Origin of the sequence: Pseudomonas solani, assembly GCF_026072635.1 — a bacterium.
In the GTDB taxonomy this organism is placed as follows: Bacteria; Pseudomonadota; Gammaproteobacteria; order Pseudomonadales; family Pseudomonadaceae; genus Metapseudomonas; species Metapseudomonas solani.
On sequence record NZ_AP023081.1, the window covers coordinates 5,905,241 to 5,929,564 of the forward strand.

General features: G+C 66.9%; 22 protein-coding genes. 7 read left to right on the forward strand and 15 right to left on the reverse strand.

The window, feature by feature from the left end:
• Positions 1–153 precede the first annotated feature (153 nt).
• Positions 154–1,356: an NAD(P)/FAD-dependent oxidoreductase gene (locus PSm6_RS26675; RefSeq protein ID WP_043244330.1), complete on the reverse strand. Its 1,203-nt coding sequence runs from the start codon at positions 1,354–1,356 to the stop codon at positions 154–156.
• Between the two features lie 359 nt (positions 1,357–1,715).
• Here PSm6_RS26675 and PSm6_RS26680 point away from each other — a divergent pair, with 359 nt between their 5' ends.
• Positions 1,716–2,264, forward strand: coding sequence for an RrF2 family transcriptional regulator (locus PSm6_RS26680; protein WP_043244333.1), 549 nt, complete (start codon positions 1,716–1,718; stop codon positions 2,262–2,264).
• Between the two features lie 12 nt (positions 2,265–2,276).
• Here the strand turns inward: PSm6_RS26680 and PSm6_RS26685 are convergent, their stop codons facing one another.
• The 5 genes from PSm6_RS26685 to PSm6_RS26705 form a co-directional block, all read right to left on the reverse strand.
• Positions 2,277–4,640, reverse strand: coding sequence for a DNA polymerase II (locus PSm6_RS26685; RefSeq protein ID WP_265168747.1), 2,364 nt, complete (start codon positions 4,638–4,640; stop codon positions 2,277–2,279).
• 71 nt (positions 4,641–4,711) lie between these two features.
• Positions 4,712–5,023, reverse strand: coding sequence for a DUF2845 domain-containing protein (locus PSm6_RS26690; protein WP_037022034.1), 312 nt, complete (start codon positions 5,021–5,023; stop codon positions 4,712–4,714).
• Positions 5,024–5,064: 41 nt separating this feature from the next.
• Positions 5,065–5,886 (reverse strand): class I SAM-dependent methyltransferase, encoded by an 822-nt coding sequence (locus PSm6_RS26695; protein ID WP_265168749.1) that lies wholly within the window; start codon positions 5,884–5,886, stop codon positions 5,065–5,067.
• A gap of 42 nt (positions 5,887–5,928) precedes the next feature.
• Positions 5,929–7,086 carry a murein transglycosylase A gene (gene mltA, locus PSm6_RS26700; RefSeq protein WP_043244341.1) on the reverse strand — a complete coding sequence of 386 codons (1,158 nt, stop codon included), beginning with the start codon at positions 7,084–7,086 and terminating at the stop codon, positions 5,929–5,931.
• Between the two features lie 886 nt (positions 7,087–7,972).
• Positions 7,973–9,508, reverse strand: a complete 1,536-nt coding sequence (locus PSm6_RS26705) for a nucleobase:cation symporter-2 family protein (protein ID WP_021221062.1) — start codon at positions 9,506–9,508, stop codon at positions 7,973–7,975.
• A gap of 299 nt (positions 9,509–9,807) precedes the next feature.
• On the opposite strand from PSm6_RS26705, the gene PSm6_RS26710 reads away from it, so the two are divergent.
• Positions 9,808–10,074 carry a hypothetical protein gene (locus PSm6_RS26710; RefSeq protein WP_043244343.1) on the forward strand — a complete coding sequence of 89 codons (267 nt, stop codon included), beginning with the start codon at positions 9,808–9,810 and terminating at the stop codon, positions 10,072–10,074.
• Between the two features lie 240 nt (positions 10,075–10,314).
• The gene (locus PSm6_RS26715) at positions 10,315–10,545 is read left to right on the forward strand and encodes a hypothetical protein (protein ID WP_148304300.1); all 231 of its coding nucleotides are present in this window, start codon (positions 10,315–10,317) and stop codon (positions 10,543–10,545) included.
• 6 nt (positions 10,546–10,551) lie between these two features.
• Here PSm6_RS26715 and PSm6_RS26720 read toward each other — a convergent pair whose 3' ends face one another.
• The gene (locus PSm6_RS26720) at positions 10,552–10,785 is read right to left on the reverse strand and encodes a hypothetical protein (protein ID WP_021221065.1); all 234 of its coding nucleotides are present in this window, start codon (positions 10,783–10,785) and stop codon (positions 10,552–10,554) included.
• A gap of 423 nt (positions 10,786–11,208) precedes the next feature.
• On the opposite strand from PSm6_RS26720, the gene PSm6_RS26725 reads away from it, so the two are divergent.
• A complete protein-coding gene (locus PSm6_RS26725) occupies positions 11,209–11,475 on the forward strand; it encodes a hypothetical protein (protein ID WP_021221066.1) in 267 nt (88 codons plus the stop codon).
• A gap of 18 nt (positions 11,476–11,493) precedes the next feature.
• On the opposite strand, the gene metC is transcribed toward PSm6_RS26725, so the two are convergent.
• The gene (gene metC, locus PSm6_RS26730) at positions 11,494–12,675 is read right to left on the reverse strand and encodes a cystathionine beta-lyase (RefSeq protein WP_043244344.1); all 1,182 of its coding nucleotides are present in this window, start codon (positions 12,673–12,675) and stop codon (positions 11,494–11,496) included.
• 598 nt (positions 12,676–13,273) lie between these two features.
• Here metC and PSm6_RS26735 point away from each other — a divergent pair.
• Complete coding sequence (locus PSm6_RS26735) at positions 13,274–13,465, forward strand: hypothetical protein (RefSeq protein ID WP_021221068.1); 192 nt, start codon at positions 13,274–13,276, stop codon at positions 13,463–13,465.
• 22 nt (positions 13,466–13,487) lie between these two features.
• On the opposite strand, the gene PSm6_RS26740 is transcribed toward PSm6_RS26735, so the two are convergent.
• Positions 13,488–14,432, reverse strand: a complete 945-nt coding sequence (locus PSm6_RS26740) for a p-hydroxyphenylacetate 3-hydroxylase reductase component (RefSeq protein WP_043244346.1) — start codon at positions 14,430–14,432, stop codon at positions 13,488–13,490.
• Positions 14,433–14,500: 68 nt separating this feature from the next.
• On the reverse strand, positions 14,501–15,673 hold the full coding sequence (locus PSm6_RS26745; RefSeq protein ID WP_021221070.1) for a p-hydroxyphenylacetate 3-hydroxylase oxygenase component: 1,173 nt from the start codon (positions 15,671–15,673) through the stop codon (positions 14,501–14,503).
• Between the two features lie 277 nt (positions 15,674–15,950).
• On the opposite strand from PSm6_RS26745, the gene PSm6_RS26750 reads away from it, so the two are divergent.
• Positions 15,951–17,159 carry an MFS transporter gene (locus tag PSm6_RS26750; protein WP_043244348.1) on the forward strand — a complete coding sequence of 403 codons (1,209 nt, stop codon included), beginning with the start codon at positions 15,951–15,953 and terminating at the stop codon, positions 17,157–17,159.
• Here PSm6_RS26750 and PSm6_RS26755 read toward each other — a convergent pair.
• The 4 genes from PSm6_RS26755 to PSm6_RS26770 all read right to left on the reverse strand — a co-directional run bounded on the left by PSm6_RS26755 (position 17,156) and on the right by PSm6_RS26770 (position 21,311).
• Positions 17,156–18,343, reverse strand: coding sequence for a Bcr/CflA family multidrug efflux MFS transporter (locus PSm6_RS26755; RefSeq protein WP_265168751.1), 1,188 nt, complete (start codon positions 18,341–18,343; stop codon positions 17,156–17,158). The genes PSm6_RS26750 and PSm6_RS26755 overlap by 4 nt on opposite strands.
• Positions 18,344–18,434: 91 nt before the next feature.
• Positions 18,435–19,757, reverse strand: a complete 1,323-nt coding sequence (locus tag PSm6_RS26760) for a TRAP transporter large permease (RefSeq protein ID WP_265168753.1) — start codon at positions 19,755–19,757, stop codon at positions 18,435–18,437.
• Entirely contained in the window at positions 19,754–20,287 is a 534-nt protein-coding gene (locus PSm6_RS26765) for a TRAP transporter small permease (RefSeq protein WP_265168754.1), read from the reverse strand. Before PSm6_RS26765 ends, PSm6_RS26760 begins: the two co-directional genes overlap by 4 nt.
• 4 nt (positions 20,288–20,291) lie before the next feature.
• Positions 20,292–21,311: a TRAP transporter substrate-binding protein gene (locus PSm6_RS26770; RefSeq protein ID WP_265168755.1), complete on the reverse strand. Its 1,020-nt coding sequence runs from the start codon at positions 21,309–21,311 to the stop codon at positions 20,292–20,294.
• A gap of 339 nt (positions 21,312–21,650) precedes the next feature.
• Between PSm6_RS26770 and PSm6_RS26775 the strand changes: the two genes are divergently transcribed.
• Positions 21,651–22,907, forward strand: coding sequence for an OprD family porin (locus tag PSm6_RS26775; protein WP_265168756.1), 1,257 nt, complete (start codon positions 21,651–21,653; stop codon positions 22,905–22,907).
• A gap of 502 nt (positions 22,908–23,409) precedes the next feature.
• Here PSm6_RS26775 and hpaA read toward each other — a convergent pair.
• Entirely contained in the window at positions 23,410–24,303 is an 894-nt protein-coding gene (hpaA, locus tag PSm6_RS26780) for a 4-hydroxyphenylacetate catabolism regulatory protein HpaA (RefSeq protein WP_021221077.1), read from the reverse strand.
• Positions 24,304–24,324: the final 21 nt, after the last annotated feature.

Below are 24,324 nucleotides of genomic sequence, written 5' to 3' on the forward strand. Positions count from 1 at the left end.
CCCCATGGGTTTCGCTCCGCTCTACCCATCCTACGGGTGTGCATACGCGCCTTCGTGGGCGGGCCGAGCGGCGTTCCGCGAGCCCCGCGAAACCCATCAATGCAAAAAGCCCCGCCGGTCCTGCGACCGTCGGGGCTGGGGTGACGCCGTGGCTTATGCGACGACCGGGATCGCCGGGTCGGCGGCGGCCAGGGCTTCGGCGCGGTTGGCGGCCGGCGGGTAGATCCACACGCTGTTGATCTGGGTCTTCAGCTGCTTGCCCTCCTCACGCACCAGCTTGACCTGGCGGTCCCAGCCTTCGGTGAACACCGCGCCCCAGGCGCCCAGGTCCAGGCAGGTGACGTACTTGGGCTGGCTGTAGGGGATCGGCTCGACGCCGAGCAGGTTGGCAGCGACGTTGTTGCCGGCAGAGCGGCCCAGGGCGATGGCGTGCTGGCAGGACATCAGGGCGAAGTTGCCCAGGTCGTCGGAGGCGGCGTAGGCGACGTCACCGGTGGCGAAGACGTCGTCCTGGCCGATCACCTTGAGGTTGCGGTCCACGTGCAGGCGGCCCTGAGCGTCACGCTCGGCGGGGATCTGTTCGGTCAGCGAGCTGGCACGCACGCCCACGGTCCAGACCACGGTGCTGGCCTCGATGCGACGGCCGTCGGCGAGGGTCACGCCGCCTTCGTCCACCGAGGCGACGCTGGCGTCCAGGCACCATTCGATGCCCAGCTCTTCCGAGGCTTCGACGATCTGCGCACGCGGGCCGTCGCCCAGGGCGGCGCCGATGCGCGCGCCACGGTCGACCACCACCACCCTCACCTCAGCGTCGGCGCCCAGCGCTTCACGCAGGCGGGCCGGCATCTCGGCGGCGGTTTCGATGCCGGTGAAGCCGCCACCGGCGACCACCACCGTGTTGCGCGCCTTGGAGGCCGGCAGCGCGCCCAGCGAGCGGATGTGCTCTTCCAGGCGCACGGCCTCTTCGATCTGGTCGACGTCGAAGGCGTGCTCGACGCCCGCCATCTTCGGTCGCACCACGCTGCTGCCGGTGGCCAGTACCAGGCGGTCGTAGGCCAGCTCGGCCGGAGCGCCCTGCTCGTCGCGGTAGGCCACGCGCTTGCCTGCCACATCGATGCGGTCCACCAGGCCCTTGACGAAGTTCACGCCGACGGCGGCGAACAGCTCGCCCAGCGGCGCCTTCATGCGGTGCACGCCGGCTTCGTAGAAACGCGGACGCACGCGCAGTTCGGCCTGGGGCGCGAGGACACTGACCTCGACATCGGTGCGGCCATGGATGTCCAGCAGGCGCGTGGCACTGAGGGCGCTCCACATGCCACCGAAGCCAGCGCCGACGATCAGGATGCGTTGTTTCATGTTCGTATCTCCAAAGAGGTAAGGGTCGTATTCGGTTCGAATAGGGACGGGGCTACGAGTGGCGCCAACTGCATGTCCGGGTACTGCTGTTCGTGTGGCGCCATCAGCCGCTCACATCTACGACTATATTGATCGTAGTTTATGGCGACAAGTATTTTTTCTTTGCCCTCCAGTACCTCGCTCGCCATGCTGCTGGCTGCACCGCTCAAGGGCGCACCTTTCTGCAGCCTCCAAGGCACTGAACAACAGTGTTGGAGCGGACGGACGGCAGCCCCGCCCATCGCCGAAGCCGCAGCGGACCTTGAGATGCATGGGAACAGATCGCAGAATATATGCGACACAAACAGTCGGAGTTATGAATGTCTCTTTACAGCGCAGGGGTCGAGTACGGCATCCACTGCCTGCTCTTTCTCGTGGACGAACGCGGTGACAGCCGCGAAGCCAGCGTGCGCGACATGGCCGAACTGCAGGGCGTGCCCCAGGAGTACCTGGCGAAGGTGTTCACCAAGCTGGCCAAGGCCGGGTTGGTGGCAGCGACCGAAGGCGTGCGCGGCGGCTTCCGCCTGGCCCGCCCTTCGGACGAGATCACCGTGCTGGATATCGTCCGCGCCATCGATGGGCACAAGTCGATCTTCGAATGCCGGGATATCCGCGGGCGCTGCGCCCTGTTCGAAGGTTCGCCGCCGGACTGGGCGCTGGAAGGCACCTGCTCCATCCATGCGGTGATGCTGACGGCGCAGAAGCGCATGGAAGAGGCGCTGGCCCAGCAGACCATCCTCGATATTTCCCGCCGCGTGGGCCGTAAGGTGCCCGCCGAGTTCGGTGCCCGGGTCGCCGAGTGGATGGACGAACGCCAGCAGAACCGCACCGGCGGCGAAGCGATTCCCCTGGTCAACCTGCCCGACTGACCCGACCCCGGCTCAGAACAGGTCGAGCTGGCCGTCGATCAGCTTGCTGAAGTCGCCCTGGACGAAGGGCAGGATGGCATCCGCCACCGGCTGCAGCTGGCGGGTGACGTAGTGGTCGTAGTCGATGGGCGCGCGGCGGTTCTCCAGGGGCTCGGGCCCGGCGACGGTGATCAGGTAGCTGATCCAGCCGCCGTTCTGATACTGGCGCGGGCGCCCCTGGCTTTGGTTGTAGTCATCGGCCAGGCGCGCGGCACGCACATGGGGCGGGACGTTGCGCTCGTAGTCGTCCAGCCGCCGGCGCAAGCGCTTGCGGTAGATCAGCAGCTCGTCCAGCTCGCCGGCCAGGGTGCGGCGCACGTAGTCGCGCACATAGTCCTGGTAGGGCTCGCGGTTGAAGATGCGCAGGTACAGCTCCTGCTGGAAGCGCTGGGCCAGCGGCGACCAGTCGGTGCGCACCGTTTCCAGCCCCTTGAAGACCATCTCCTCGCTGCCGTCGGCACGCGTCACCAGCCCGGCGTAGCGCTTCTTGCTGCCCTCCTCCGCGCCCCGCACCGTGGGCATCAGGAAGCGGCTGTAGTGGGTTTCGTACTGCAGCTCCAGCGCGCTTTCCAGGCCGTATTCCTGCTGCAGGTGCTCGCGCCACCACTGGTTGACCCGCTGCACCAGCGACCGGCCGATGGCGGCCGCCTCCTGCTCGCCATGGGCGCGGCCGAGCCAGACGAAGGTGGAGTCGGTGTCGCCGTAGATCACCTGGTGCCCCTGCGCCTCGATCAGCGCGCGGGTGCGGCGCATGATCTCGTGGCCGCGCAGGGTGATGGACGAGGCCAGGCGCGGGTCGAAGAAGCGGCAGCCGCTGGAGCCGAGCACGCCGTAGAAGGCGTTCATGATGATCTTCAGCGCCTGGGACAGCGGCTGGTTGTGCTCGCGCTTGGCCGTCTCGCGCCCCTGCCACACCCGCTCGACGATGGCCGGCAGGCAGTGCCGCGTGCGTGAGAAACGCGCTTCGCGGAAGCCCGGCACCGAGTGCTCGTCACCGGGCTGGCGCAGCCCTTCCACCAGCCCCACCGGGTCGATGAGGAAGGTGCGGATGATCGAGGGGTACAGGCTCTTGTAGTCCAGCACCAGCACCGACTCGTACAGGCCGGGGCGCGAGTCCATGACGAAGCCGCCCGGGCTGGCCTCGGGCATGCGTTCGCCCTGGTTGGGCGCGACGAAGCCCTGGCGGTGCATCAGCGGGATGTACAGGTGGCAGAAGGCGGCCACCGAGCCGCCGCTGCGGTCGGCGGGCAGGCCGGTGACCGTGGCCCGTTCGAGGAGGAAGGTGAGCAGCTCGGTCTTCTCGAAGATGCGCGTCACCAGCTCGCAGTCCTTGAGGTTGTAGCGCGCGAGGGCGGGCTTGTCCTCGGCGAACATGCGGTTGATCTCGTCCATGCGCTGGTAGGGGGTGTCGATGGCCTTGCCCTCGCCGAGCAGGGTCTGGGCGACGTTCTCCAGGCTGAACGAGGGGAAGCTCCAGGTGGCCGAGCGCAGCGCCTCGATGCCGTCGATGATCAGCCGCCCCGGGGCTTCGGCGAAGTAGTGGTTGTTGCGGCTGCCGTGCTCGCGCCAGCCCATGGCCTCGCCACCGCGCCCCAGGCGCAGGGGCACCTTGAGGCGCTTGGCGTGCTCGTTGAGCACGCGCAGGTCGAACTGCACCAGGTTCCAGCCGATGATGGCATCCGGGTCATGCTCCACCAGCCACTGGTTGAGGCGTTCGAGCAGCTGTGCGCGGTCGTCGCAGTACTCCAGGTCGAAGTCCACCTCGCGGGCATCGCCGTTGGCCGGGCCGAGCATGTACACCTGGCGCTGGCCGCAGCCTTCCAGGGCGATGGAGTAGAGCTCGCCGTGGAGGGTGGTCTCGATGTCCAGGGACACCAGGCGCAGGCGCGGACGGTAGTCGGGCGCCGGCTTCATCTGCCCGTCCATCAGTGCACCCTCGGCATCGGGCGTGCCGCCGAAGAGCACCGGGGCGGTGATGAAGCGCTCCATCAGGTAGCGCTCGGGCGGGCGGATATCGGCCTCGAAGACGTCGACACCGGCCTGGCGCAGGCTCTTGTCCAGGCCGATCAGTTGCCGGTGCTGCTGGCAATAGAGGCCGAGCACCGGGCGGTGGCGGAAATCGCAGAGCCCCAGGGGCCGCAGTTCGACGCCACGCTCGTTCTTCAGCAGCGCTTCGGCGCGCTCGCGCTGCTCGGCGGGGAGGAAGGCCACGGAGGTCTGCGGCGCCAGGCGCAGGTAGCGGGGGCCGTCATCGGTCGCCAGCCAGAAGCCCACTTCCGTGCCCGCGGGCGTATCGCGCCAGTGCCGGGTCAGGACGAAGCCCTGCTCTAGTTCCACCTTGCGACCTCGAGGAAAGATTCAGGGGCGCGATTCTACGTGGCCCGGGCGGCGCGCGCCCGCCCGATCGGCTAGTCGCGGGTGCTCCTGACTTCCTTCAGCTTGCCTTCGATGAAGTGCAGCTCGCGGGTCATGCCGTTGCGCGGGCCGTAGGTCCAGATGTCCACGGTCACCGCGTTGAGCTTGGGCACGCCGTTGTTGCGCAGGGCCGGCAGCGTGCGCACGCGCTTGTCCGGCTCGCCGCACTTGCGCAGCACCTCCTCCAGGCTGTCTTCCTGCAACACCAGGCCCTTGCTGCAACGCAGGGTCAGGGCCTGGGCCGGCGCGCACCAGGCCGCGATGAGCAGCAGGGCGAGCAATGCACGGGGGATAAAAGGCTTCATGGGTCGTCCTCCAGCAATCAGCAATCAGCAATCAGCAATCGTCAGCGCTTGATCGCCTGCAACGTATAGCTCAGGGGCAGACGCCAGGGTGCCTCGTCCAGGCGCCATTCGCCATCGGCGTGCTGGCTCATGCGCCCGGGCAGCGCGTTCCAGGGCAGGCTCTGGTGCTCTTCCAGGGCGGTGATCTCCATGCCATGGCTGAGCAATGCGGTGATGATCTCGCCCAGGCCGTGGTTCCAGATATGGGTGACGGTGGCGGTGAGCGTGTCGGGGGACTCCACGTAGGTGGTGTCGCATTCCCAGACCAGCGGCTCGGCCCGTTCGAAGTACGGTAGGTCGACATGGAGGGTGTCCTCCCGCTCCTCGTCTATCGCCCACATCATCGGATGGCCCTCGCGAATGAACAGGCGCCCGCCCGGCTTCAACAGCGAGGCCACGACGCGGGCCCAGCGCTCGATGCTGGGCAGCCAGCAGAGCGCGCCGATACCGGTGTAGACGAGGTCGAAGGCGCCGGGTTCCAGCACCTGGTCGGCGTCGTACACGTCCGACTCCAGCCATTCCAGCGGCGTGCCGCACCGCTCGGCCAGGGAACGGGCCTCGGCGATGGATTGCGGCGAGAAATCCAGCCCGCACATCTGCGCGCCGAGCCGGCTCAGGGACAGGGTGTCGGTGCCGATGTGGCACTGCAGGTGCACGCCGCGCAGGCCGCTGATGTCGCCGAGGCGCGGCAGGTCGAAGCGCACCACCTCGGAGAGGTGCTGCGGGTCGGCGACGAAGGCCGCCGCGTCATAGCCGCGCGAGGTGGCGTGAAGCACCGCGCGCTGGTCCCAGTTGGCCTTGTTCAGGAGGATGTAGTCGCTCATGGAAATCTCCTTTTCCTGCGGATAGTCGAGTACCGCCCAGGTTCAGGGCGTTTCGGGCGGCGCCATGCCCTTGGGCCAGAGCATCCAGATGCGCCCTTCCTGCTTCATGTTGCCGGCCAGTTCGCCGGCCTCGTGGCCGGAGCCCCAGAACAGGTCCGCGCGCACTTCGCCGACGATGGCGCCGCCGGTGTCCTGGGCCGCCACCGGGCGTACCACGGGGGCGCCGTCCGGGCGGGTGGTGGAAAGCCAGAGCAGGCTGCCGAGGGGGATCACCTTGCGGTCGATGGCCACGCTGTAGCCGGCGGTGAGGGGCACGTTGAGGGAGCCTCGGGGGCCTTCGTTGCTGTCCGGGCGGGCACTGAAGAACACATAGCTGGGGTTGCTGGCCAGCAGCTCATCGACCCGGCCGGGGTTGGCGACAGCCCAGTCACGGATGCGGCCCATGCTCACCTCCTCCTTCTGCAGCAGCCCCTGTTCCACCAGCCAGCGGCCAACGGGGCGATAGGGGTGGCCGTTCTGGTCGGCGTAGCCGATGCGCAGCTGGCGGCCATCGTCCAGCTGGATGCGCCCGGAGCCCTGGATCTGCAGGAACTGCAGGTCCATCGGGTCATTGAGCCAGGCCAGCACCGGGGCCTTGACGCCCTCGCCACGAATGGCGGCGGCATCGTCGTAGGGCTTGAGCACCCGGCCTTCCAAGCGGCCACGCAGGCGCTTGCCCTTGAGCTCGGGGTAGATCTCGTCAAGGGCGACGACGATCAGGTCGTCCGGCACGCCATAGACCGGCACCTGCCCCTGTTCGGTGCGTTGCAGGTGGCCGGGGTAGACCGGCTCGTAGTAGCCGGTGATCAGGCCGTGCTCGCCCTTCTCCGCCGAACGCAGGCTATAGGGCTGCAGGTTGGCACCGAGAAAGGCGCGGACGGCGCTGGCTTCCATGGGCACCGGCGCCGCGGCGGCACAGGTGGCGGACCAGACCGGGTCCTTGGCCAGGCGAGTGCAGGCCGAGCGCCAGGCGGCGAAGCCGTTGAGCAGCTCCTGGTCGGCCGTGGCGGGCACCTGGCTCCAGTCGACGGCGAGGTAGGTGGTGGCCTTGACCGGCGGCTGGGGCTTCTCGGGCTCGCCCTGGTCGCAACCTGACAGCAGCGCAGCAAGGGGAATGAGGCAGAAAAGGGTTCGGCGCCAGTGGCGGAAAGCTGGGGACACGCGGGGGATTCCTGGGCAGTGGTGGCGAAGCGCGTAGCTTGGTGAAGGCAAAAGCCCAGGTCAAACGCAACGGCCCGGGCAGCGGTAACAAAGCGTTATCAGAGATTGCAGGAAGGCCCCGGGGTTCCCTGCGCCCTCCTTCCAACGCAATTTTCGGGGTGACTGTAGGGGCGATTTCAGTGGCTCTGTCTGCGTTAAGTGTTGCTAGAAGATTTGGACCCAACTGATTGCCGAGTTTTGTTGGTGCTTCTGGTTTCGCCCACCCGGGCGAGTCCCTTTTAACAATCGTCGGAATGCCGAACCACTTAAAAGGAACCAAAAGGGCTTGCCCCATCATCCGGCCCCGGCTTCGCCGGGGTTCCCTCACTCCATCGTCGCTATCGGGGGCCGGCGCGATGGGCCATCCATGGCCTGGCGCGCCTCTCGCGGCATCCATGCCGCTCTTCCCCCGGCGCAACGACTGCGTTCGGCCTCCTGGAGGGGCGTTGGCGGCTGCTCCAACTTTCTTCGTCCAGCGCATCGCTACGTGGTGCGCACGGGCTTTCGTAGGATGGTGTAGAGCGAAGCGAAACCCATGCGGTGGCGGTGGTACGAACTCTTGGACGCCCGGAAAGGGCCGTGCTTGAGCGCTTGCTTTAAAACCACAACAGCTAACGCAGACAGAGCCATTTCAGTCGCCAAGCGATGCGCAGCATCGCCCTTGCCTCTCCTGCACCCTCCCCCTCGCAGACACGCCCCCCTCCGGTGGATGGCTGTCAAGGCATGCCTCCCGCAGAAGCTTCGCGAGCAGAGCTCGCTCCTACGGGAACGTGCCGGCCGGTGTGGCCGATGCCCCAAATAAAGAACCCGGCCACTGGGGCCGGGTCCGGTTTATCGCGGGGGTGCGTCAGTGCACCGCGTCCGCCTGGCTTCGCGTCGGCCTTGGGGCCGGGCTGCCGTGGTGGTCGTCATCGTCGGCCAGCGGCACTTCGTTACCTTCGGCGTCGTACAGCTTGCCGTTCTGGAAGTAATCGCCATCGTTCAGCGCGGCGATGTCGGTGTAGCGCAGGCTGCGTTCGTGGCCGGCGGAGATCACCGAAGGCTGGTCGGGGTTACCGGCGGTGAACTGGTTGAACACCAGGTTCAGCAGGATGGCCATGATTGCCGCCGAGCTGATGCCGGAATGGAAGATGGTTTCGAACCAGGCGGGGAAGTGCTCGTAGAAGCTCGGTGCGGCGATCGGGATCATGCCGAAGCCGAGGGAGGTGGAGACGATGATCAGGTTCATGTTGTTGCGGTAGTCGACCTTGGCCAGGGTGCGGATGCCGCTGGCGGCGACGGTGCCGAACAGCACGATGCCGGCGCCCCCAAGTACCGAGGTCGGCACGGCAGCGACCACGCGCCCCATCACCGGCAGCAGGCCCAGGGTGACCAGGATCAGGCCACCGGTGGCCACCACGTAGCGGCTCTTCACACCGGTGACGGCGACCAGGCCGACGTTCTGGGCGAAGGCGCTCTGGGTGAAGGAACCGAACAGCGGCGCCAGCACGCTGGACAGCATGTCGGCGCGCAGGCCGTTGCCGAGGCGCTTGGAGTCGACCTTGGTGCCGATGATCTCGCCCACGGCGAGGATATCGGCCGAGGTTTCCACCAGGGTCACCAGGATCACGATGCACATCGACAGGATGGCGGCAACGTGGAAGGTCGGCATGCCGAAGTGCAGCAGCGACGGCATCGCCACGATCGGGCCTTCAGCGACCTTGGAGAAATCGGTCAGGCCCAGGGCCATGGCGATCAGGGTGCCAAGGACCATGGCCAGGAGGATCGACAGGCGCGAGATGGTGGAGCTGCCGATCTTGCTCAGCAGCAGCACGATGCCCAGGGTCATGGCGGCCAGGCCGATGTTGGTCATGCTGCCGAAGTCCGGGGACTGGCTGTTACCGCCCATGGCCCAGCGTGCGGCCACCGGCATCAGCGTCAGGCCGATGGTGGTGATCACCACCCCCGTGACCAAGGGCGGGAAGAACTTGGTGACGCGGGAGAAGATGGGGGTGATCAACAGGCCGATCAGTGATGCGGCCATCACCGCGCCCAGCACCGACTGGATGCCGCCCTCACCGTTGTTGCTGCCGAGGATGGCGATCATGGTGGCGACGCCGGCGAAGGACACGCCCTGGACGAGGGGCAGCTGACAGCCGAAGAACGGCAGGCCGAGGGTCTGGAGGAGGGTTGCGAGGCCGCCAGCGAACAACGAGGCGGCGATCAACAGACCGATTTCGGAAGGGCTTAGCCCTGCCGCCTGGCCGAGGATCAGCGGGACGGCGACTATGCCGCCATACATCGTCAGGACATGCTGCAATCCGTAGGCGAGGTTGGCGCCGATGCCAAGGTTCTCGTCTTCCGGACGTGATGCGACGGACGTAGCTTCGGATAGCTTGTTCATGAGGAGGTGCACTCACTTCTTGTCGTTGTTGTGGGCGCACTGTAAACAAAAGTGTCTGCATATATCCAGAGGGTTGTATACAAAAAATACGCTAGTGAAATCCTCATTTCCTGACCAAGTGGTCATAACCCTGTATCCATGCGGGTTGCGGCCTGAAGGCAGCAAAAGCGGACGTGACGGACGGCACTTTTCGAGTCGTGGCACGGCTCACACTGACAGTGTTTACAGCGACTGGATTTCGCCTACGCTGATGCCGTGACCAGGTGGTCAGCCCAACCGCATTCAAGGAGGAAACGCGCATGCCGCTCGCCATGGCCGATATCGGCAAACTCTTCACCCTCTACATGCCCGCCTACATGTGCGAGGCGACCCGCATGGAAAACGGCACGGTCTCGCTGCAATTCACCCGCCGTACCGATCTGGACGTGATCACCATCCACGGCATGACCCAGGCCGAGCTGTCGTCGCCGCTGTCCATCCGGCAGCTGAGCAAGGTGCTGAGCGAGGAATTCGCCATTGCCATCGCCAACCGCCGCAGCTTTCGACCCCGCGCCCTGAGCGCGTGACCCCAGCGGCACGCCCGGGCAACCACCCGGGCGCGCCGTCGCAACCCGCATCCTTCCGCCCTCCTCGACCCGCGCTGCACGCGACCGGAACCCGCAAGCCCCTGCATCGCTCCAATCTGCGGTCGCCGCCGGCATTCGCCGTTGCGACGAAAGATCGGCTTCGCACTGGCGCAGGCCCCGGTTTCCGCTGCACTATCGCAACGGGAGAAAGAGCCAGGTTCGCCAACAAGGAAGGCTGCAATGCATTACTTCGATATCCAGTACAAGCTCAGGGGCGCACCAAGAAGCCTTCGTGTGCGCCACACGGAAAAGGAAATGGGCCTGGAGCTGGCCCTCGCGCACATCATTGCCGAGCACCGCGGGCAGCTGGAGGTGGACCGCAGCCTGGGCGGCTCCTCCTTCGAGAACAAGGTGCTCGCCTCCCAGGAGATCGGCGTCTCCGGCGTCACCACCCACCGGGTGGACGGCTAGCCCGGATCAGGCCGAGATCAACGGCCAACGGTCCTGGATGAATTCGCAGCCCAGCGGCGGCTGCCCGATCACCACATAGACCCGGCGCTCCCGCTCGGTCTCCAGCAGCACGCCTTGCAGGCACTGGCTCGCCACCAGGTCGAACCAGTGCGGCTGCTGCGCCCGGTCCTTCTCCATGTAGCGCTGCACGGCGATCTTCACCGCCTGTGGGCGATAGGGCTCCCAGGCTTCCAGGGTCATGCAGTTCTCCCGCGCCCAGCCACTGGCGGGCAAGGCCCCCGGCTGCCGTGGCCGGCGCCCCCAGGGAACCCACTCGATGGAGCCATCGGGTCGCACCACGGGCAGTTCCGCCCTGGGGCTGAGGAAGTACACCCGCCTCGCCCTGCCGCTTTCCGTAAAACGACCCGCCACCTCGACGCCTCCGCACATGACGACCCCCGAACCCTGGCTACCGATAGGAAAATCGACCGTTAAAAACGACTTCCGCTGCATGGCGTGACATGCCTTTCGTCGCCAAGTGCCGCCAATGCTCAAGGGCGCGGGTTGCAGCAGATTGCTAGCATTGCCAGCGCGGCGCGTTCTGCTAGGTTTGCCACTTCTGATATCAGGGGGTCATCGGTACGCCAGTGCACCGATGCAGTGCGATCGAGTCCGCAGACGCTTATGGAATGGTTGATCAGTTACCGGTTCAAGGGTGAACCCCGGCACATGAAGATGAACACCCGGGACATCCCCAACATCAAGGCCATAGGCTTCTCCATCTACACCCTCGAGTTCCCGGGCGAGAAACGGCCGTCCCGCTCCAGCGAAGCGATCCAGGATTGGCTCGCCGACTGCAACATCGAAGTCACCGACGTGCGCCTGCTACGGCGCACGGGCGGCGCCGAGGCACCCTACAGCCAGCTGCTGCCCGGGCGCGACTCTTCCTGACCGCCCATCCGCAGCGTCTCAGCCAGCTGCGGCCAGGCGGGCGAAACCACGGGCCAGGTCGCCCTTGAGGTCGTCCATGTCTTCCAGGCCGATCTGCAGGCGCAAGGCGAAGCCTTCGGCCTCCCAACGGGTGGCGGTGCGGTAGGTGCTGCAATCGAAGGGGATCACCAGGCTTTCGTAGCCGCCCCAGGAGAAGCCCATGCTGAAGATCGACAGGTTGTCGAGCATCGCCGCCAGGCCATCGCGGGTGTAGCCCGGCGCCAGGACGATGGAGAACAGCCCGGACGAGCCCTTGAAGTCGCGCTTCCAGTGGGCATGGCCGGGGCAGCTCTCGAAGGCCGGGTGCAACACGCGGGACACCTCCGGGCGCTCGCTCAGCCAGCGGGCCATCTCCAGGCCACGCCGCTCCGCTTCCTTGAGCCGCAGGAACAGCGTGCGCATGCCGCGCAGCGCCTGCACGCAGTCTTCCGCGCCGGGCAGCATCGACATGGCGTCGTAGGTGGCGCGCAGGGCTGGCCAGCAGGCCTCGTTGGCGGTGACCAGCCCCAGCAGGATGTCCGAATGCCCGCCCAGGTACTTGGTGCCCGCCTCCACCGTCAGGTCGATGCCGTGGTCGTGGCCACGGAAGAAGATCGGCGTCGCCCAGGTGTTGTCGAGGATGGTCTTCACCCCGTGGCGGCGCGCCACCTCCACCAGGGCCGGGATGTCCTGCACCTCGAAGCTCTGCGAGCCGGGCGCTTCCAGGAACAGGGTGGTGGTGTTCGGGCCGATCAGGCGTTCGATATCGGCGCCGATCATCGGGTCGTAGTAGGTGGTGGTCACGCCGTAGCGGGCCAGCATCTGGTTGCAGAAATTGCGCGTGGGCCGGTAGACGCTGTCGGGGATCAGGATGTGGTCGCCCGCCTTGGTGGTGCTGAACAGCGCCAGCGCCACGGCCCCCAGGCCCGAGGTGGACAGCACGGTGCCCTTGGCGCCGGTGAGCTGGGTCCAGGCGTCCTCCAGGTGGGCGATGGTCGGCGAACCGGCCGTGCCGTAGGAGAAGCGACTGCGCCGGGCTTCGATGTCATCCAGCGTCTTGTAGATGATGGTCGAGCCCTTGTAGAGCGGCGCGTTGACGAAGCCGAACTGCTCCGCCGGGTCGCGGCCGAGCATGGTGAGCTGGGTGCTGATACTGAATGCCGGGATATCGTCTTTATTCATTGCGAGGCGGACCAGGGATCGTCGAAGCAACCGATGCTACCTGAAGCCTGCCCGTGGTTCACGAAGGCTTCCCGTCACCGACGGGCTTTACCCTCAGGACCGATACCACGTTAGAGCGTGGCTTTGCTTTTGCTCCCCTGGCGGAGGGCGCAATCAGACCTCGGAGCATGCAGCCGCCGCTCACTTCGCGCGTAGGGTGTGCTGCGCGCACCTGGAACTCGCCGGAAGCACCGTGCGGCGGTGCGCACGGCACACCCTACGATCCTGTCGGGTCCTCCGCTTGAATCCTCACAGGCAGAGCCGATGACTCATGACCACGTCCTGAGGACATGGCTTCCCACGCTCGAATGAAAACGTCACACGCGCGACATGAAACCGTCATCCAATCCCACGATCATGGCCTTGCATCCAACGGCAGATGGATGCATGCAGAATGCTTCTGATTGGCAGGCCCATATGGGTAATACCGACCTCTTGCAGGTCGGTTTTTTTTTTGCGCCGGGGAATCCGTTGCAGGCCATTACCAAGCCGGCCCGCTGCAACTTCACGGCAACATTCATCCCCCAGACTGCGCGCAGTTTTCCCCGAGGTCCTACCCGTGACACGCGCCACCCGAGACTTCCGCAAGAACCTGGAAAGAGTCGCCATCCACAACGAGGACGCCGCCATCGCCGTGATGCGCGCCGCCGACCGTATCGGCGACGAGTCCCTGCGCCAGCAGCTGTTCGACGTCATCCAGCGCATGCACCAGGACGCCCTGGACCTGCGCGCCATGCGGGACGCCGTCTAGGCCTCCCGCACGGCATTCCGCCTCAGGCCTCGCCCAGTCGGGCGACAGCCCGCAGCATCTCCTTGAAGGTGGCCAGCTGCTCCTGGCTGAAGCGGGCGAAGACGCGCTCCTGCTGGCGCTCGGCGATCTCCCAGAGGGTTTCCGCCTGGTCCATGCCCGCGGGCGTGAGGCTGCAGCCCTGGGCATCGCCGGCGAGCATGCCCTTGCGGGTCAGGGTGTCCACCGCCGCTTCGATCTCCCGCGTCGGCATGTTCACCAGTTGCTGCAGGGCGGCCATGCCCAGGCTCGCATCCTTCTCCAGCACCATCAGCATGCGCGCCTCGCTGGTGCGCAGCCCGGTGGACAGCTGCCGGGGCTGGTAGTCCTCCTGGTAGCCGCGCACGGCCTGGGTCATCAGGTAATAGAGGTTGTCGTTGAGGCGCCCCTGGAAGGCGGTGCGGGTGGCGGCCTCGTCCTTCTTCAGCAGGCGCGGGTGCGGCAGCACCGTCGAATAGGCGCCCTGGTGATACAGCAGCGGCGCCCGGCCCAGATCATCGAAGGCGACGACCTTGCCGATCAGGATCCAGTGGTCGCCACCGTCCAGCTCCTGGTACTTCTCACACTGGAAGCGCGCCGCGCATTCCTCAAGCAGCGGCGCACCACCGGCACCCTCCTCCACGCGCAGGCCGGCGAAGCGGTCGTCGCTGGGGCGGGCGAACTGGTTGGAGATGTCGATCTGGTCGGCGGCCAGCACGTTCACCGCGAAGTGCCCGGCACGGGCGAAGACCTCGTGGCTGGTGGCGCGCTTGTCGATGCTCCAGAGCACCAGCGGCGGGTCCAGCGACACCGAGTTGAAGCTGTTGGCGGTCATGCCCACGCGGCGGCCATCGGCGGCGGCGGTCATGACGGTCACGCCGGTGGCGAAGTTACCCAGGGCACGGCGGAAGGCACGCGGGTCGAAGCCCGCTTCATTGTTCTGTTGGGTCATGGCGATTCCTCGCAACCGGGCCCGCGCCCGGTTGGCAGGTGAGCGAACGGAGTGTGGCGCGGAGCAGGTCAGACCATGCTCGGGTCGGGCTCCAGGCCCATCAGCTCGCGGCCGAGTATCTGCGCGCAGACGTCGTAGTCGGTGTACGCGTGGGCGCCGGTCATGTGCGAGTCGCGGAACAGCCGCTGCATCTCGTTGGCGTCGAACCAGGCGGTGCCGCCGGCAGCCTCGAACAGGCGGTCCACGGCCTGGATGCACATCTTCACCGCGTAGGCCTGGTTGGTGCGCCAGAAGGCCAGGGTCGGGCGATCCGGGTACTGGTGGCGCTCGGCGTGTTCGGCGTGCTCCTGCCAGGTCTTCTCCAGGAACGCACGGGCGGCGGCCACCTGGTGGGTGGATTCGGCCAGGCGCATCAAGGCCGGGGTGGCGGTGCCGACGCTGACGCCGGTGTAGGCACGCACGCGGTTCCTGGTCTTCTCGGCATAGGCCACCAGCATGCGCTCGGCGACACCCAGGCTGATGGCCGCGAAGCCACTGGCGAAGTACGGGCGGTACGGGGCGTAGAAGATTTTGCTGTCCGGGTACAGGCCGAAGCCGGCGGAGCGGCCTTCCATCATGTCCTTGGCCGCCTCGATGCGGTGATCGGGGATGAACACGTCCTTGAGGATCAGCGTCTTGGTGCCGCTGCTGCGCATGCCGGCGACGTACCAGTCGTCACGTATCTCGTAATCCGCACGGGGCACCACGCCGAAGCAATAGACCGGCGGCTCGCCCTCGCCCGCCGGGCGGCGGAAGCCGACGATGGCCCATTCGGCGTGGTCGCAGCCGCTGCTCCAGCCCAGCTCACCGTTGAGGATGATGCCGCCCTCGACGTTCTCGGCCTTGCCGAAGGGCGCGATGCTGCTGCTCGCGGTGGCGTCGCGGTTCTCGCCCCATACCTCGTCCTGCAGGCGCTTGGAGAACATCGCCATCTGGTGGCTGTGGGTGCACAGCAAGCTGAAGGCCCAGGCGGTGCCGCCGCAGGCGCCTGCCAGGGCCACCACGCAGTCGGCGAACTCGGGCAGGGAGATTTCCAGGCCACCGTAGGCCTTGGGCTGGAAGGCGCGGTGCATGCCGATGCCCTTGAGCATGGCGATGTTCTCGGCGGGCACCATGCGCTCCTGCTCCGCACGGGCGGCATTGGCGGCGATGGCAGGCAGGATGGCACGGAGGTCTTCGAGCAGAGGATTTGGCTTTTTCATGTGGATACCCGGTCTATTTATTGTTAGTCGCCACCGGTTGGGCCGGCCCTCGCCGCGTGGGGCGAAGAGGCTGATTCCGGTAACCTGGGGCCCATTATGAAGATGTGAACGATGGCTAAAAATGCACGATCCGGATACTCGATTGCACTTTCCATGGCGAAAAAGCGTTCTCCGAAGAAATCCCCGGCGGGGAACGATTAATGTGTTAACGATCCGCCTTTTCCTTTAGCATTCACCCCCGAGAAACCCGCCTCCAGCCCAGCCCGAAAGCCCGCCGATGCCCCAACTGCCCAACGCCCTGCGCGCCTTGCGCCATCGCAACTTCCGTCTGTATTTCACCGGTCATTGCATTTCCACCCTGGGCACCTGGATCCAGCAGGTGGCGCTGGCCTGGCTGGTCTACCGGCTCACCGGCTCCGCCGCGCTGCTCGGCATCACCACCTGCGTCGCCCTGCTGCCGCAATTGCTGGTCGGCCCCTTCGCCGGCGCCTGGATCGACCGCCACGACAAGCGCCGCCTGCTGATCGCCGTCGAGGGCCTGCTCGGCCTGCAGGCCCTGGCGCTGGCCGGGCTCACCGCCAGCGGCCTGATCACCCCGGCGCTGCTGGTGGCCATGGCCGCCCTGCTCGGCGTGCTCAACGCGGTGGACACGCCGCTGCGCCAATCGCTGCTGAGCCGGTTCGTCGACGACAAGGCCGACCTGCCCAATGCCCTGGCCCTCAACGCCATGCTTTTCACCCTGTCGCGCTTCATCGGCCCGCCCCTGGCCGGCCTGCTGCTGGGGCTGGTTGGCGAGGCGGTGTGCTTCGCCCTCAACGCCGCCTCCTACCTGGCGCTGATGGCCGGGCTGCTGTGGGTGCGCATGGCGCCGACGCCACGGGCCACCGGCACCTTCCGCAATGTGTTCGGCGAGGGTCTGGACTACGCGCGCCGCGACCCGAAGATCCGCCTGATGATCCTCAGCGTGCTGGCCCTCAACCTCACCGCCTCCAGCTACGTGGTACTGCTGCCGGTGTTCGCCAAGGACATCTTCGGCGGCGACGCCACCACCCTCGGCTGGCTCTGGGGCGCAGCCGGGCTGGGTTCGCTGCTGTCGACCATCGTCCTGGCCAACCACGGCGGCGGCAGCGCCCTGTCGCGGCTGATCCTGCTCTCCTCCTGCGCCTGCGGCCTGGCCATGCTGGCCTTCGCCTGGAGCACCCAGCTGCCGTTGTCGCTGGCAGCCATGGCGGTGCTCGGCTTCGGCATCTCCTGCAGCAACGTCGGCACCAACATCATCCTGCAGAGCAGCGCACCGGAGGCCCTGCGCGGCCGCGTCGTGGCGCTCTACACCTCGACCCGCTTCGGCTTCGACGCCCTCGGCGGCCTCTGCGCCGGCCTGCTCGCCTCGCACCTCGGCGCCCCGCCGGTGCTGGCACTGGGGGGCGCGCTGTTGCTCGGCTACTGTCTGTGGCTGGCGAACCATCAGCGCCAGGTCGCGGCCTAGGCGACACCCCCCCCTCTGCGCCGGGCGAACAGCGCCGCCAGCAGGCAACAGGCGCCACAGCCGGCCATCACCAGCGCCATGGGCAGCGCCGTGCCGTCATGGAGGCCGCCCACCAGCGCGCTGGCCGCGGTGCCCAGGCCGAACTGGGTGGCCACCGCCAACCCCGCCGCCGCACCAGCACGTTCGGGAAACTCGGCGAGCAGCGAGGCCAGGCAGTTGGCCCCGAGCATGCCGGTGACGCTGACGTAGAGCGCCACGCACACCACGATCGCCACCAAGCCACCCAGCCCCAGGCCCACCAGCAGCGCCAGGGCCAGCCCCGCCGTGGCCGCCACCAGCGCACCGAGAAACAGCAGCCGGCGCGGCCCCAGGCGCCCGACCAGCCGCGCATTGAGCGTGGTCGCCAGGATGATCCCGGCGATATTCAGGCCGAACAGCCAGCCATAGCCCTGGGGCGAAACCCCGAAGTGGCCGATGTAGACGAAGGGTGAGGCGGTGATGAAGGCGAACATCCCGGCGAAGCCGCTGCCCATGCAGAAGATGTAGCCCAGCGCGCGGGGCCGTAGCGCCAGGTGCCCGTAGGCGAGGAAGGCCGCCCCCAGCGAGCGGCTGCGCGCCTGGGGTGGATGGCTCTCGGGCACCTTCAGCGCCACCAGGGCCAGGCACAGGCCGGAGAAGGCCATCAGCAGCAGGAACAGCGAGCGCCAGCCGGCGAGTAGCATCAGGTAGCCGCCCAGCAACGGCGCCACCAGGGTGGCGAACATGGTCACCAGGTGCATCAGCGACAGCACCCGGGCGGCGTCCCCCAGGGGAAACAGGTCGCGCACGATGGTCCGCGCCAGCACCGAGGCAGCCGCACCGCCCAGGGCCTGCAACAGGCGCCAGGCCAGCAGCTGCTCGACCTCGGCGACCAGCGCACAACCCAGGCTGGCGACCAGGTACAGGGCGATGCCGCCCAGCAGCAAGGGCCGCCGGCCGAAGCGATCCGACAACGGCCCGTAGAGCAACATGCCGAGGCACAGCCCGGCGAGGAACAGGCCGATGCTCATCTGCACCTGCGCCTCCGAAGCCGCCAGGTCGCTGGCGATCAGCGGCAGGCTCGGCAGGTACATGTCGATGGACAGCGGCCCGAAGGCCACCAGGGCGGCGAGCAGCAGGATCAGGCGCTTGGGGTGGGCGATCATGGGTGGGTTCCTGGGCGTTCGATGGACGAGAGGCCGGGTATGGCGGACGAAAAAAGGCCGCCCGCAGGCGGCCAGGTGCAGCGAGGGACGATCAGAGGCTCAGCAGCCACAGGCTCAGGCTCGGGAAGGCCACCAGCAGCACGATGCGGGCGAGGTCCGAGCAGAGGAACGGCACGATGCCCTTGGCGGTCTCGCCGTAGGGCACGTTGCCGGCGGCCCGCTGGACGATGAACAGGTTCATCCCCAGAGGCGGGTGGATCAGGCCGATCTCCACCACCATCAAGGCGAGGATGCCGAACCAGATGGACTTGTCGGAGTCGCTCAGGCCGAAGAAATCCAGGCCCATGATCATCGGGTAGAAGATCGGGATGGTCAGCAGGATCATCGCCAGGGAATCCATCACACAGCCCAGCGCCAGGTAGAGGCCGAGGATGATCACCAGCACCAGCATCGGTGCCAGGCCGCTGCCGATCACCCAGGCGGCCAGCTCGCCGGGCATCTGGGTCAGCGCCAGGCCGGAGTTGAGCAGGTCGGCACCCAGCAGCACGAGGAAGATCATCGCCGAGGTTTCCGCCGTGCCCAGCAGGCTGGCGCGCATGCCCTTCCAGCGCATGCCGCCCTGGGTGAAGGCGAGGACGCCGCAGGCCGCCGCGCCGATGGAAGCCGCCTCGGTGGGGTTGGCCCAGCCACCGTAGATGCCGACGATCACCACCAGGAACACCCCGACCACCGGCAGTACGTTGACCAGCGCCTTGCCCCGCTCGGCCAACGAGGCCTTGGGCGAGACGGTGGCCTGGGATTCGTCCCGCGACACCATGATCCGCAGCACCAGCAGGTAGCCGATGATGGCGATCACCCCCGGCACCACGGCAGCGACGAACAGCTTGGCGATGGATTCCTGGGTCAGAACGGCATAGATGATCAGCGGCACCGACGGCGGGATCAGGATGCCCAGGGTGCCCCCCGCAGCCACCGTGGCCGTGGCCAGGCGCCCGGAATAGTTGTGCCGGCGCAGCTCCGGCAGCGCCACGTGGCTCATGGTGGCCGCGGTGGCCAGGGAAGAGCCGCAGATGGCGCCGAAGCCCGCGCAGGCACCGATGGCGGACATGCCCATGCCACCCTTCCAGTGGCCGATGAAGGCCGAGGCACAACGGAAGATCGAGCGCGACAGCCCGCCATGGGTGGCGAACTGGCCCATCATCACGAACAGCGGGATCACCGCCAGGTCGTAGTTGGACAGGCGCGAATAGGCCAGGTCGTTGAGGGTGAACAGCAGGCTCGACAGGTCGCCGTCGTTGACCGCCCAGAAACACGCCGCGCCACCGACCAGCATGGTCAGGCCGATGTGCACCCGCAGCAGCAACATGCTCATGGTGATCGCCAGCGCGATCAGCCCCAGGGCCAGGCCGCTCATGCTTCACCTCCCGCACCGCGCAGCACCTGGGCGACCCGGGCCAGGGCACAGATGCCCAGCAGCACCAGGCTCGGCACGATCAGCGCCAGCGGAATCCACAACGGGATCGACAGCAGCGTGGTGGCATCGCCGAACTCGCGGTTGTCGAGCATCTGCAGACCGGTGCGCCAGGCCAGCAACCAGGCCACCGCGCAGCACAGCAGGTGGGCGAAGGCGTCCAGGCACAGGCGCACGCCGGCGGGCAGCCAGTTGGTCAGCGCATCCACGCGGATATGGGTGCCGCGCAGTTCGCACAGCGGCAGGAAGGCGGCGATGGCCACCGAGGCGCCCACTTCCATCAGCTCCATGTCGCCACGGATGGGCGTGGAGAACAGCTTGCGGCCGACGATGGACACCACCGACATGCCGACCAGCGCCAGCAGGATGGCACCGCCGGCCAGGGCGAAGCCGTGGGTGACGCGCAACAGGGCCTGGCGTACCAGGCCCCCCTGCTCGCCGGCTTCGATATCGAAATGCAGCGACTCCTTCATGGCCTCAGTGCCCCGAACCGGCCAGGGAGCGCACGGCCTCGACCAGCGCCTTGCCGTCCAGGCCCTTGCCGTCCGCCTCGCTGATCCAGTGCTGCACCGCGCTCTCGGACGCCTGGCGCATCTCGCCGTAGGCGGCCTGGTCCAGCACCACCAGGCCCTCGGCCGGGGTCGCGTCGTGGGCCTTGTCGGTGGCCACGTCCCAGGCGCTGGCGAAGCGTTCGGACAGCGCCTTGCCGCTGTTGCGCTCGATGATCGCCTGCAGGTCGGCCGGCAGGCTGTCGAACTTGCGCTGGTTCATCAGCAGGGTCAGCACCGTGTAGCCGAAGGCGGGCTGCCAGGCCGGCACGTCGCTGTGGTACTGGGTCACCTCGTCCAGCTTGGTCGCCGGCACCACCTCCCAGGCAGCCAGGGCGCCATCGACCACGCCCTTGGAGATCGCCTCGGTCATCTGCGCCGGCGGCATGCTCACCGGGGTCGCACCCAGGCTTTCCACGGTCTTCGCCGCGGTGCGGCTGGAGGCACGCAGCTTGAGGCCAGCGAGGTCGGCCAGGCTGCGCACCGGCTTGCCACGGGTGTGCAGGCTCATGCCGCCGTCACCGTGCACCACCAGCACCTTGTAGCCCTTGAAGTCGTCGCGGGCGTAGCGCTCGTAGAAGTCCCAGATGATCGCGTTGCCGGCCTTGCCGCCCATGGGCAGCACGAAGGGCAGCTCCAGCGCCTCGACACGGGGGAACTTGCCGGCGGAATAGGCCGGGGCCGTCCAGACGATATCGGCCACGCCGTTGCGCGCCATGTCCGCCAGCTTGGCCGGCGTGCCGCCCAGTTGCATCGAGGGGTAGAGCTGGCACTTCAGGCGGTCGGCCGACTCCTGGCGCAGCTGTTCGCACCAGGGCTCGATGATGTTCGCCTGGGCATTGGAGGTGGACGGCAGGAAGTGGGCGACCTTCAGGGTGATGGTTTCGGCCTGGGCCGAGGCGGCGCCGAACAGCGCCGCGCAGAGGGCGGGAATTGCGAGGGATTTCATGGCGATAGCTCCGTCTTGTTGTTGTAGCCATGCGTGTGGGCGCTGGCGGCATTGGGAAGCGAATTACGTTAATACATTAATTTTTATCGCTTGCCTGTCAACAGAAAGAAGCCGAAACCAGGGGCATACTAAAGGCTAAGGTTTTACTTTAAGAATTTTAAATCGTTATTTTTCATATATTTATGTAGATATATTCATGTCATATCTCATTAAAGGCCTGTCCAATCGCCACCCGGTCATATTGTTAATATTTTAATTAATGACTAGATTGCGCGTGCCATCGCAGCGGCCAGACCGTGGCGATAGGCTTCCGACACACCTTTCCTAGAGACAAGAACAATGACCAGGAAAATACGCTCCGCCCCCGTACTCACCTGCCTGCTGGCGAGCCTCGCCGGCACCGCCCACGCGGACCTCGTCAAGGACAGCAAGGCCAGCATCGAAGCGCGCAACATGTACATGAACCGCGACTTCCGCCAGAGCGGCGCCGCCCAGGCCAAGGCCGAGGAATGGGCCCAGGGCTTCACCGCGCGCTTCGAGTCCGGCTTCACCGAAGGCACCATTGGTGTCGGCCTGGACGCCATCGGCCAGGTGGCGATCAAGCTCGACTCGAGCCGCGACCGTCGCGGCACCGGCCTGCTGGCCTATGGCGCCCAGAGCCTGGAGCCGGAGGACAACTACAGCGAGCTGGGGCTGACCGCCAAGCTGCGCGCCTCGAAGAGCGTGCTGCGCATCGGCACCCTGCAGCCGCAGCTGCCGGTGGCGGCGTACAACGACGTGCGCCTGCTCTCCTCCACCTACGCCGGCGGCCTGCTCACCTCCCAGGAAGTGGACGGCCTGACCCTCAACCTGGGGCGGCTGGAGAAGATCAACCTGCGGGATTCGTCGAGCAACGACGAGATGAACTACGGCGGCGTGGAAAGCGCGCACCTGGACCTGCTCGGCGGCAGCTACGCCCTCAACCCGGCGCTGACCCTGAGCTACTACCACGCACAGATGCAGGACATCTATCGCCAGCACTACCTCGGCCTGGTGCACAACGCCACCCTCGGCGAGGGCGTCACCCTGAAGACCGACCTGCGCTACTTCGACACCGGCGAGGACGGCGAGCACCGCTACCGCAGCGCCGCGCGGGTGGACGGCGGGCGCATCGACAACCGCTTCTTCAACGGCATGGTCACCCTCGGCATGGGCGCCCACAAATTCGGCCTCGGCTACCAGAACCTCTCCGGCGACGGTGACTTCGCCTACCCGGGCCTGGACCCCTACTCGGTGAACCTGGTGACCTTCAACGTCTTCACCAAGGCCGAGACCGATGCCTGGCAGGCGCGCTACGACTTCGACTTCGTCGCCCTCGGCGTGCCCGGCCTGACCTTCATGACCCGCTACGTCAGCGGCAAGCACGTGCAGACCGCCACCGTGCAGGACGGCCGCGAATGGGAGCGCGACACCGACCTGGTCTACACCTTCCAGGACGGCTCGCTCAAAGGCCTCAACATCCGCCTGCGCAACGCCACCTTCCGCTCCGGCGACGGCCTGCGCACCGATGTCGACGAAAACCGCCTGATCATCGGCTACACCCTGCCGCTGTTCTGATTGCCCCGCGGGGGATTGCGGCACAGCGCACGCGGGTGGACCCCGCTTCACCGGTCCACCTTTCGTGCTCGGGGCCCGGAGCCGTGCCGTAGGTTGGCGCCGAGCGCAGCGAGGCCCAACGCAGCGATGTTCGGCCTGGCAACGTTGGGCTTCGTACCTCAGCCCAACCTACAAGAGCTCCGGATTTTCATGCGATTCCGCTGGTGATTGCTCCCGTGGGAGCGGATTCATCCGCGAAGCAATGTGCAAGGATTTCCCGGACTGAAGCCCGGGCTACGGTGCTGTGCGTAGGGCCGGTTCACTCGCGAAGCGATACATCACAAGCGCTTCGCGAGCAGAGCTCGCTCCTACAAGACCCATGCCCGGCGCACGCCCCGTGGGAGCGGATTCATCCGCGAAGCTCTGTGCCACGGCTCCCCGGGCTGAAGCCCGGGCTACGGTGCCCCATGCTCCATGCCTCTTGTAGCCTGGGCTTCAGCCCAGGAACGAAGCCCGCACAAACCTACCCGCCGTTACGCGCCCGGTACTCACCGGGCGTGATGCCGGCATGGCGGGAGAAGAAGCGGCTGAAATAGGCCGGGTCCTTGAAGCCGAGCTGGTAGCAGATCTCGTTCACCGAACTGCCGGTGAACAGCAGCAGGCGGCGCGCCTCCTGCATCAGTCGTTCGTGCACCAGGCGCTTGGACGGCAGGCCGGCGATGCGCCGGCAGATGTCGTTGAGCCGCGCCTCGGTGACGCCAATCTGCCCGGCGTACTCAGCCAGCGCCCAGTGCTGCGGGTAGTGCTCCTCGATCAGCGCATTGAAGCGGTGGAAGAACTGCAGGTCATCACGCCGTGCCGGCTGTGCCTTGAGCGAGCGGGTGGACAGGCGCAGCAGGCTGATGAAGATCAGCCGCGTCAGCGCCTCCAGGCTTTCGCCCCGGCCGGAGCGCTCGGTGCGGAACTCCTCGCCCAGGTAATCGAACAGCTGATCAAGGCGCTGCACCTCGGCAGCGAAGCTGTCATCCAGCTCATCGAAGGCCACGCACACCGCACCGATCTGCGGCCCGGCAGCCAGCCCGAGCCCGGCCTCCAGCAACGGCCACACCAGTTGCTGGCGCACGGTCAGCACATGGCCATCGGCATCCGCCTCGGTGACGAAGGCATGGGGAATGGTCGGCGGGGTGAGGAAGAACAGCGGCCCCTGGCGGTGGTACTGCTGCTCGTCCAGGTAGACGCGCACCGAGCCGCTCTTTACGTAATGCACCTGGAAGAAGCGGTCGTGGCGGTGCACCGGCATGTTGCGGCCGAAGAAGTCGGCCAGCCGGCCCAGTTGCTCGTAGTGCACGTCGGCATCGGCGTAGCGCTGGTCGTAGACCTGGCCGATGTCGATGTTGGGGATCGGGGAAGACGCCATGGCCCGCAGCCTCACCCGATC

What these genes read in the sequence shown, in the direction of transcription:
- PSm6_RS26675 (WP_043244330.1), bottom strand. Translation starts at nt 1,356, where the DNA reads ATGAAACAACGCATCCTGATCGTCGGCGCTGGCTTCGGTGGCATGTGG.
- PSm6_RS26680 (WP_043244333.1), top strand. Translation starts at nt 1,716, where the DNA reads ATGTCTCTTTACAGCGCAGGGGTCGAGTACGGCATCCACTGCCTGCTC.
- PSm6_RS26690 (WP_037022034.1), bottom strand. Translation starts at nt 5,023, where the DNA reads ATGAAGCCTTTTATCCCCCGTGCATTGCTCGCCCTGCTGCTCATCGCG.
- PSm6_RS26695 (WP_265168749.1), bottom strand. Translation starts at nt 5,886, where the DNA reads ATGAGCGACTACATCCTCCTGAACAAGGCCAACTGGGACCAGCGCGCG.
- PSm6_RS26705 (WP_021221062.1), bottom strand. Translation starts at nt 9,508, where the DNA reads ATGAACAAGCTATCCGAAGCTACGTCCGTCGCATCACGTCCGGAAGAC.
- PSm6_RS26710 (WP_043244343.1), top strand. Translation starts at nt 9,808, where the DNA reads ATGCCGCTCGCCATGGCCGATATCGGCAAACTCTTCACCCTCTACATG.
- PSm6_RS26715 (WP_148304300.1), top strand. Translation starts at nt 10,315, where the DNA reads ATGCATTACTTCGATATCCAGTACAAGCTCAGGGGCGCACCAAGAAGC.
- PSm6_RS26720 (WP_021221065.1), bottom strand. Translation starts at nt 10,785, where the DNA reads ATGACCCTGGAAGCCTGGGAGCCCTATCGCCCACAGGCGGTGAAGATC.
- PSm6_RS26725 (WP_021221066.1), top strand. Translation starts at nt 11,209, where the DNA reads ATGGAATGGTTGATCAGTTACCGGTTCAAGGGTGAACCCCGGCACATG.
- metC (WP_043244344.1), bottom strand. Translation starts at nt 12,675, where the DNA reads ATGAATAAAGACGATATCCCGGCATTCAGTATCAGCACCCAGCTCACC.
- PSm6_RS26740 (WP_043244346.1), bottom strand. Translation starts at nt 14,432, where the DNA reads ATGACCCAACAGAACAATGAAGCGGGCTTCGACCCGCGTGCCTTCCGC.
- PSm6_RS26745 (WP_021221070.1), bottom strand. Translation starts at nt 15,673, where the DNA reads ATGAAAAAGCCAAATCCTCTGCTCGAAGACCTCCGTGCCATCCTGCCT.
- PSm6_RS26750 (WP_043244348.1), top strand. Translation starts at nt 15,951, where the DNA reads ATGCCCCAACTGCCCAACGCCCTGCGCGCCTTGCGCCATCGCAACTTC.
- PSm6_RS26755 (WP_265168751.1), bottom strand. Translation starts at nt 18,343, where the DNA reads ATGATCGCCCACCCCAAGCGCCTGATCCTGCTGCTCGCCGCCCTGGTG.
- PSm6_RS26760 (WP_265168753.1), bottom strand. Translation starts at nt 19,757, where the DNA reads ATGAGCGGCCTGGCCCTGGGGCTGATCGCGCTGGCGATCACCATGAGC.
- PSm6_RS26765 (WP_265168754.1), bottom strand. Translation starts at nt 20,287, where the DNA reads ATGAAGGAGTCGCTGCATTTCGATATCGAAGCCGGCGAGCAGGGGGGC.
- PSm6_RS26770 (WP_265168755.1), bottom strand. Translation starts at nt 21,311, where the DNA reads ATGAAATCCCTCGCAATTCCCGCCCTCTGCGCGGCGCTGTTCGGCGCC.
- PSm6_RS26775 (WP_265168756.1), top strand. Translation starts at nt 21,651, where the DNA reads ATGACCAGGAAAATACGCTCCGCCCCCGTACTCACCTGCCTGCTGGCG.
- hpaA (WP_021221077.1), bottom strand. Translation starts at nt 24,303, where the DNA reads ATGGCGTCTTCCCCGATCCCCAACATCGACATCGGCCAGGTCTACGAC.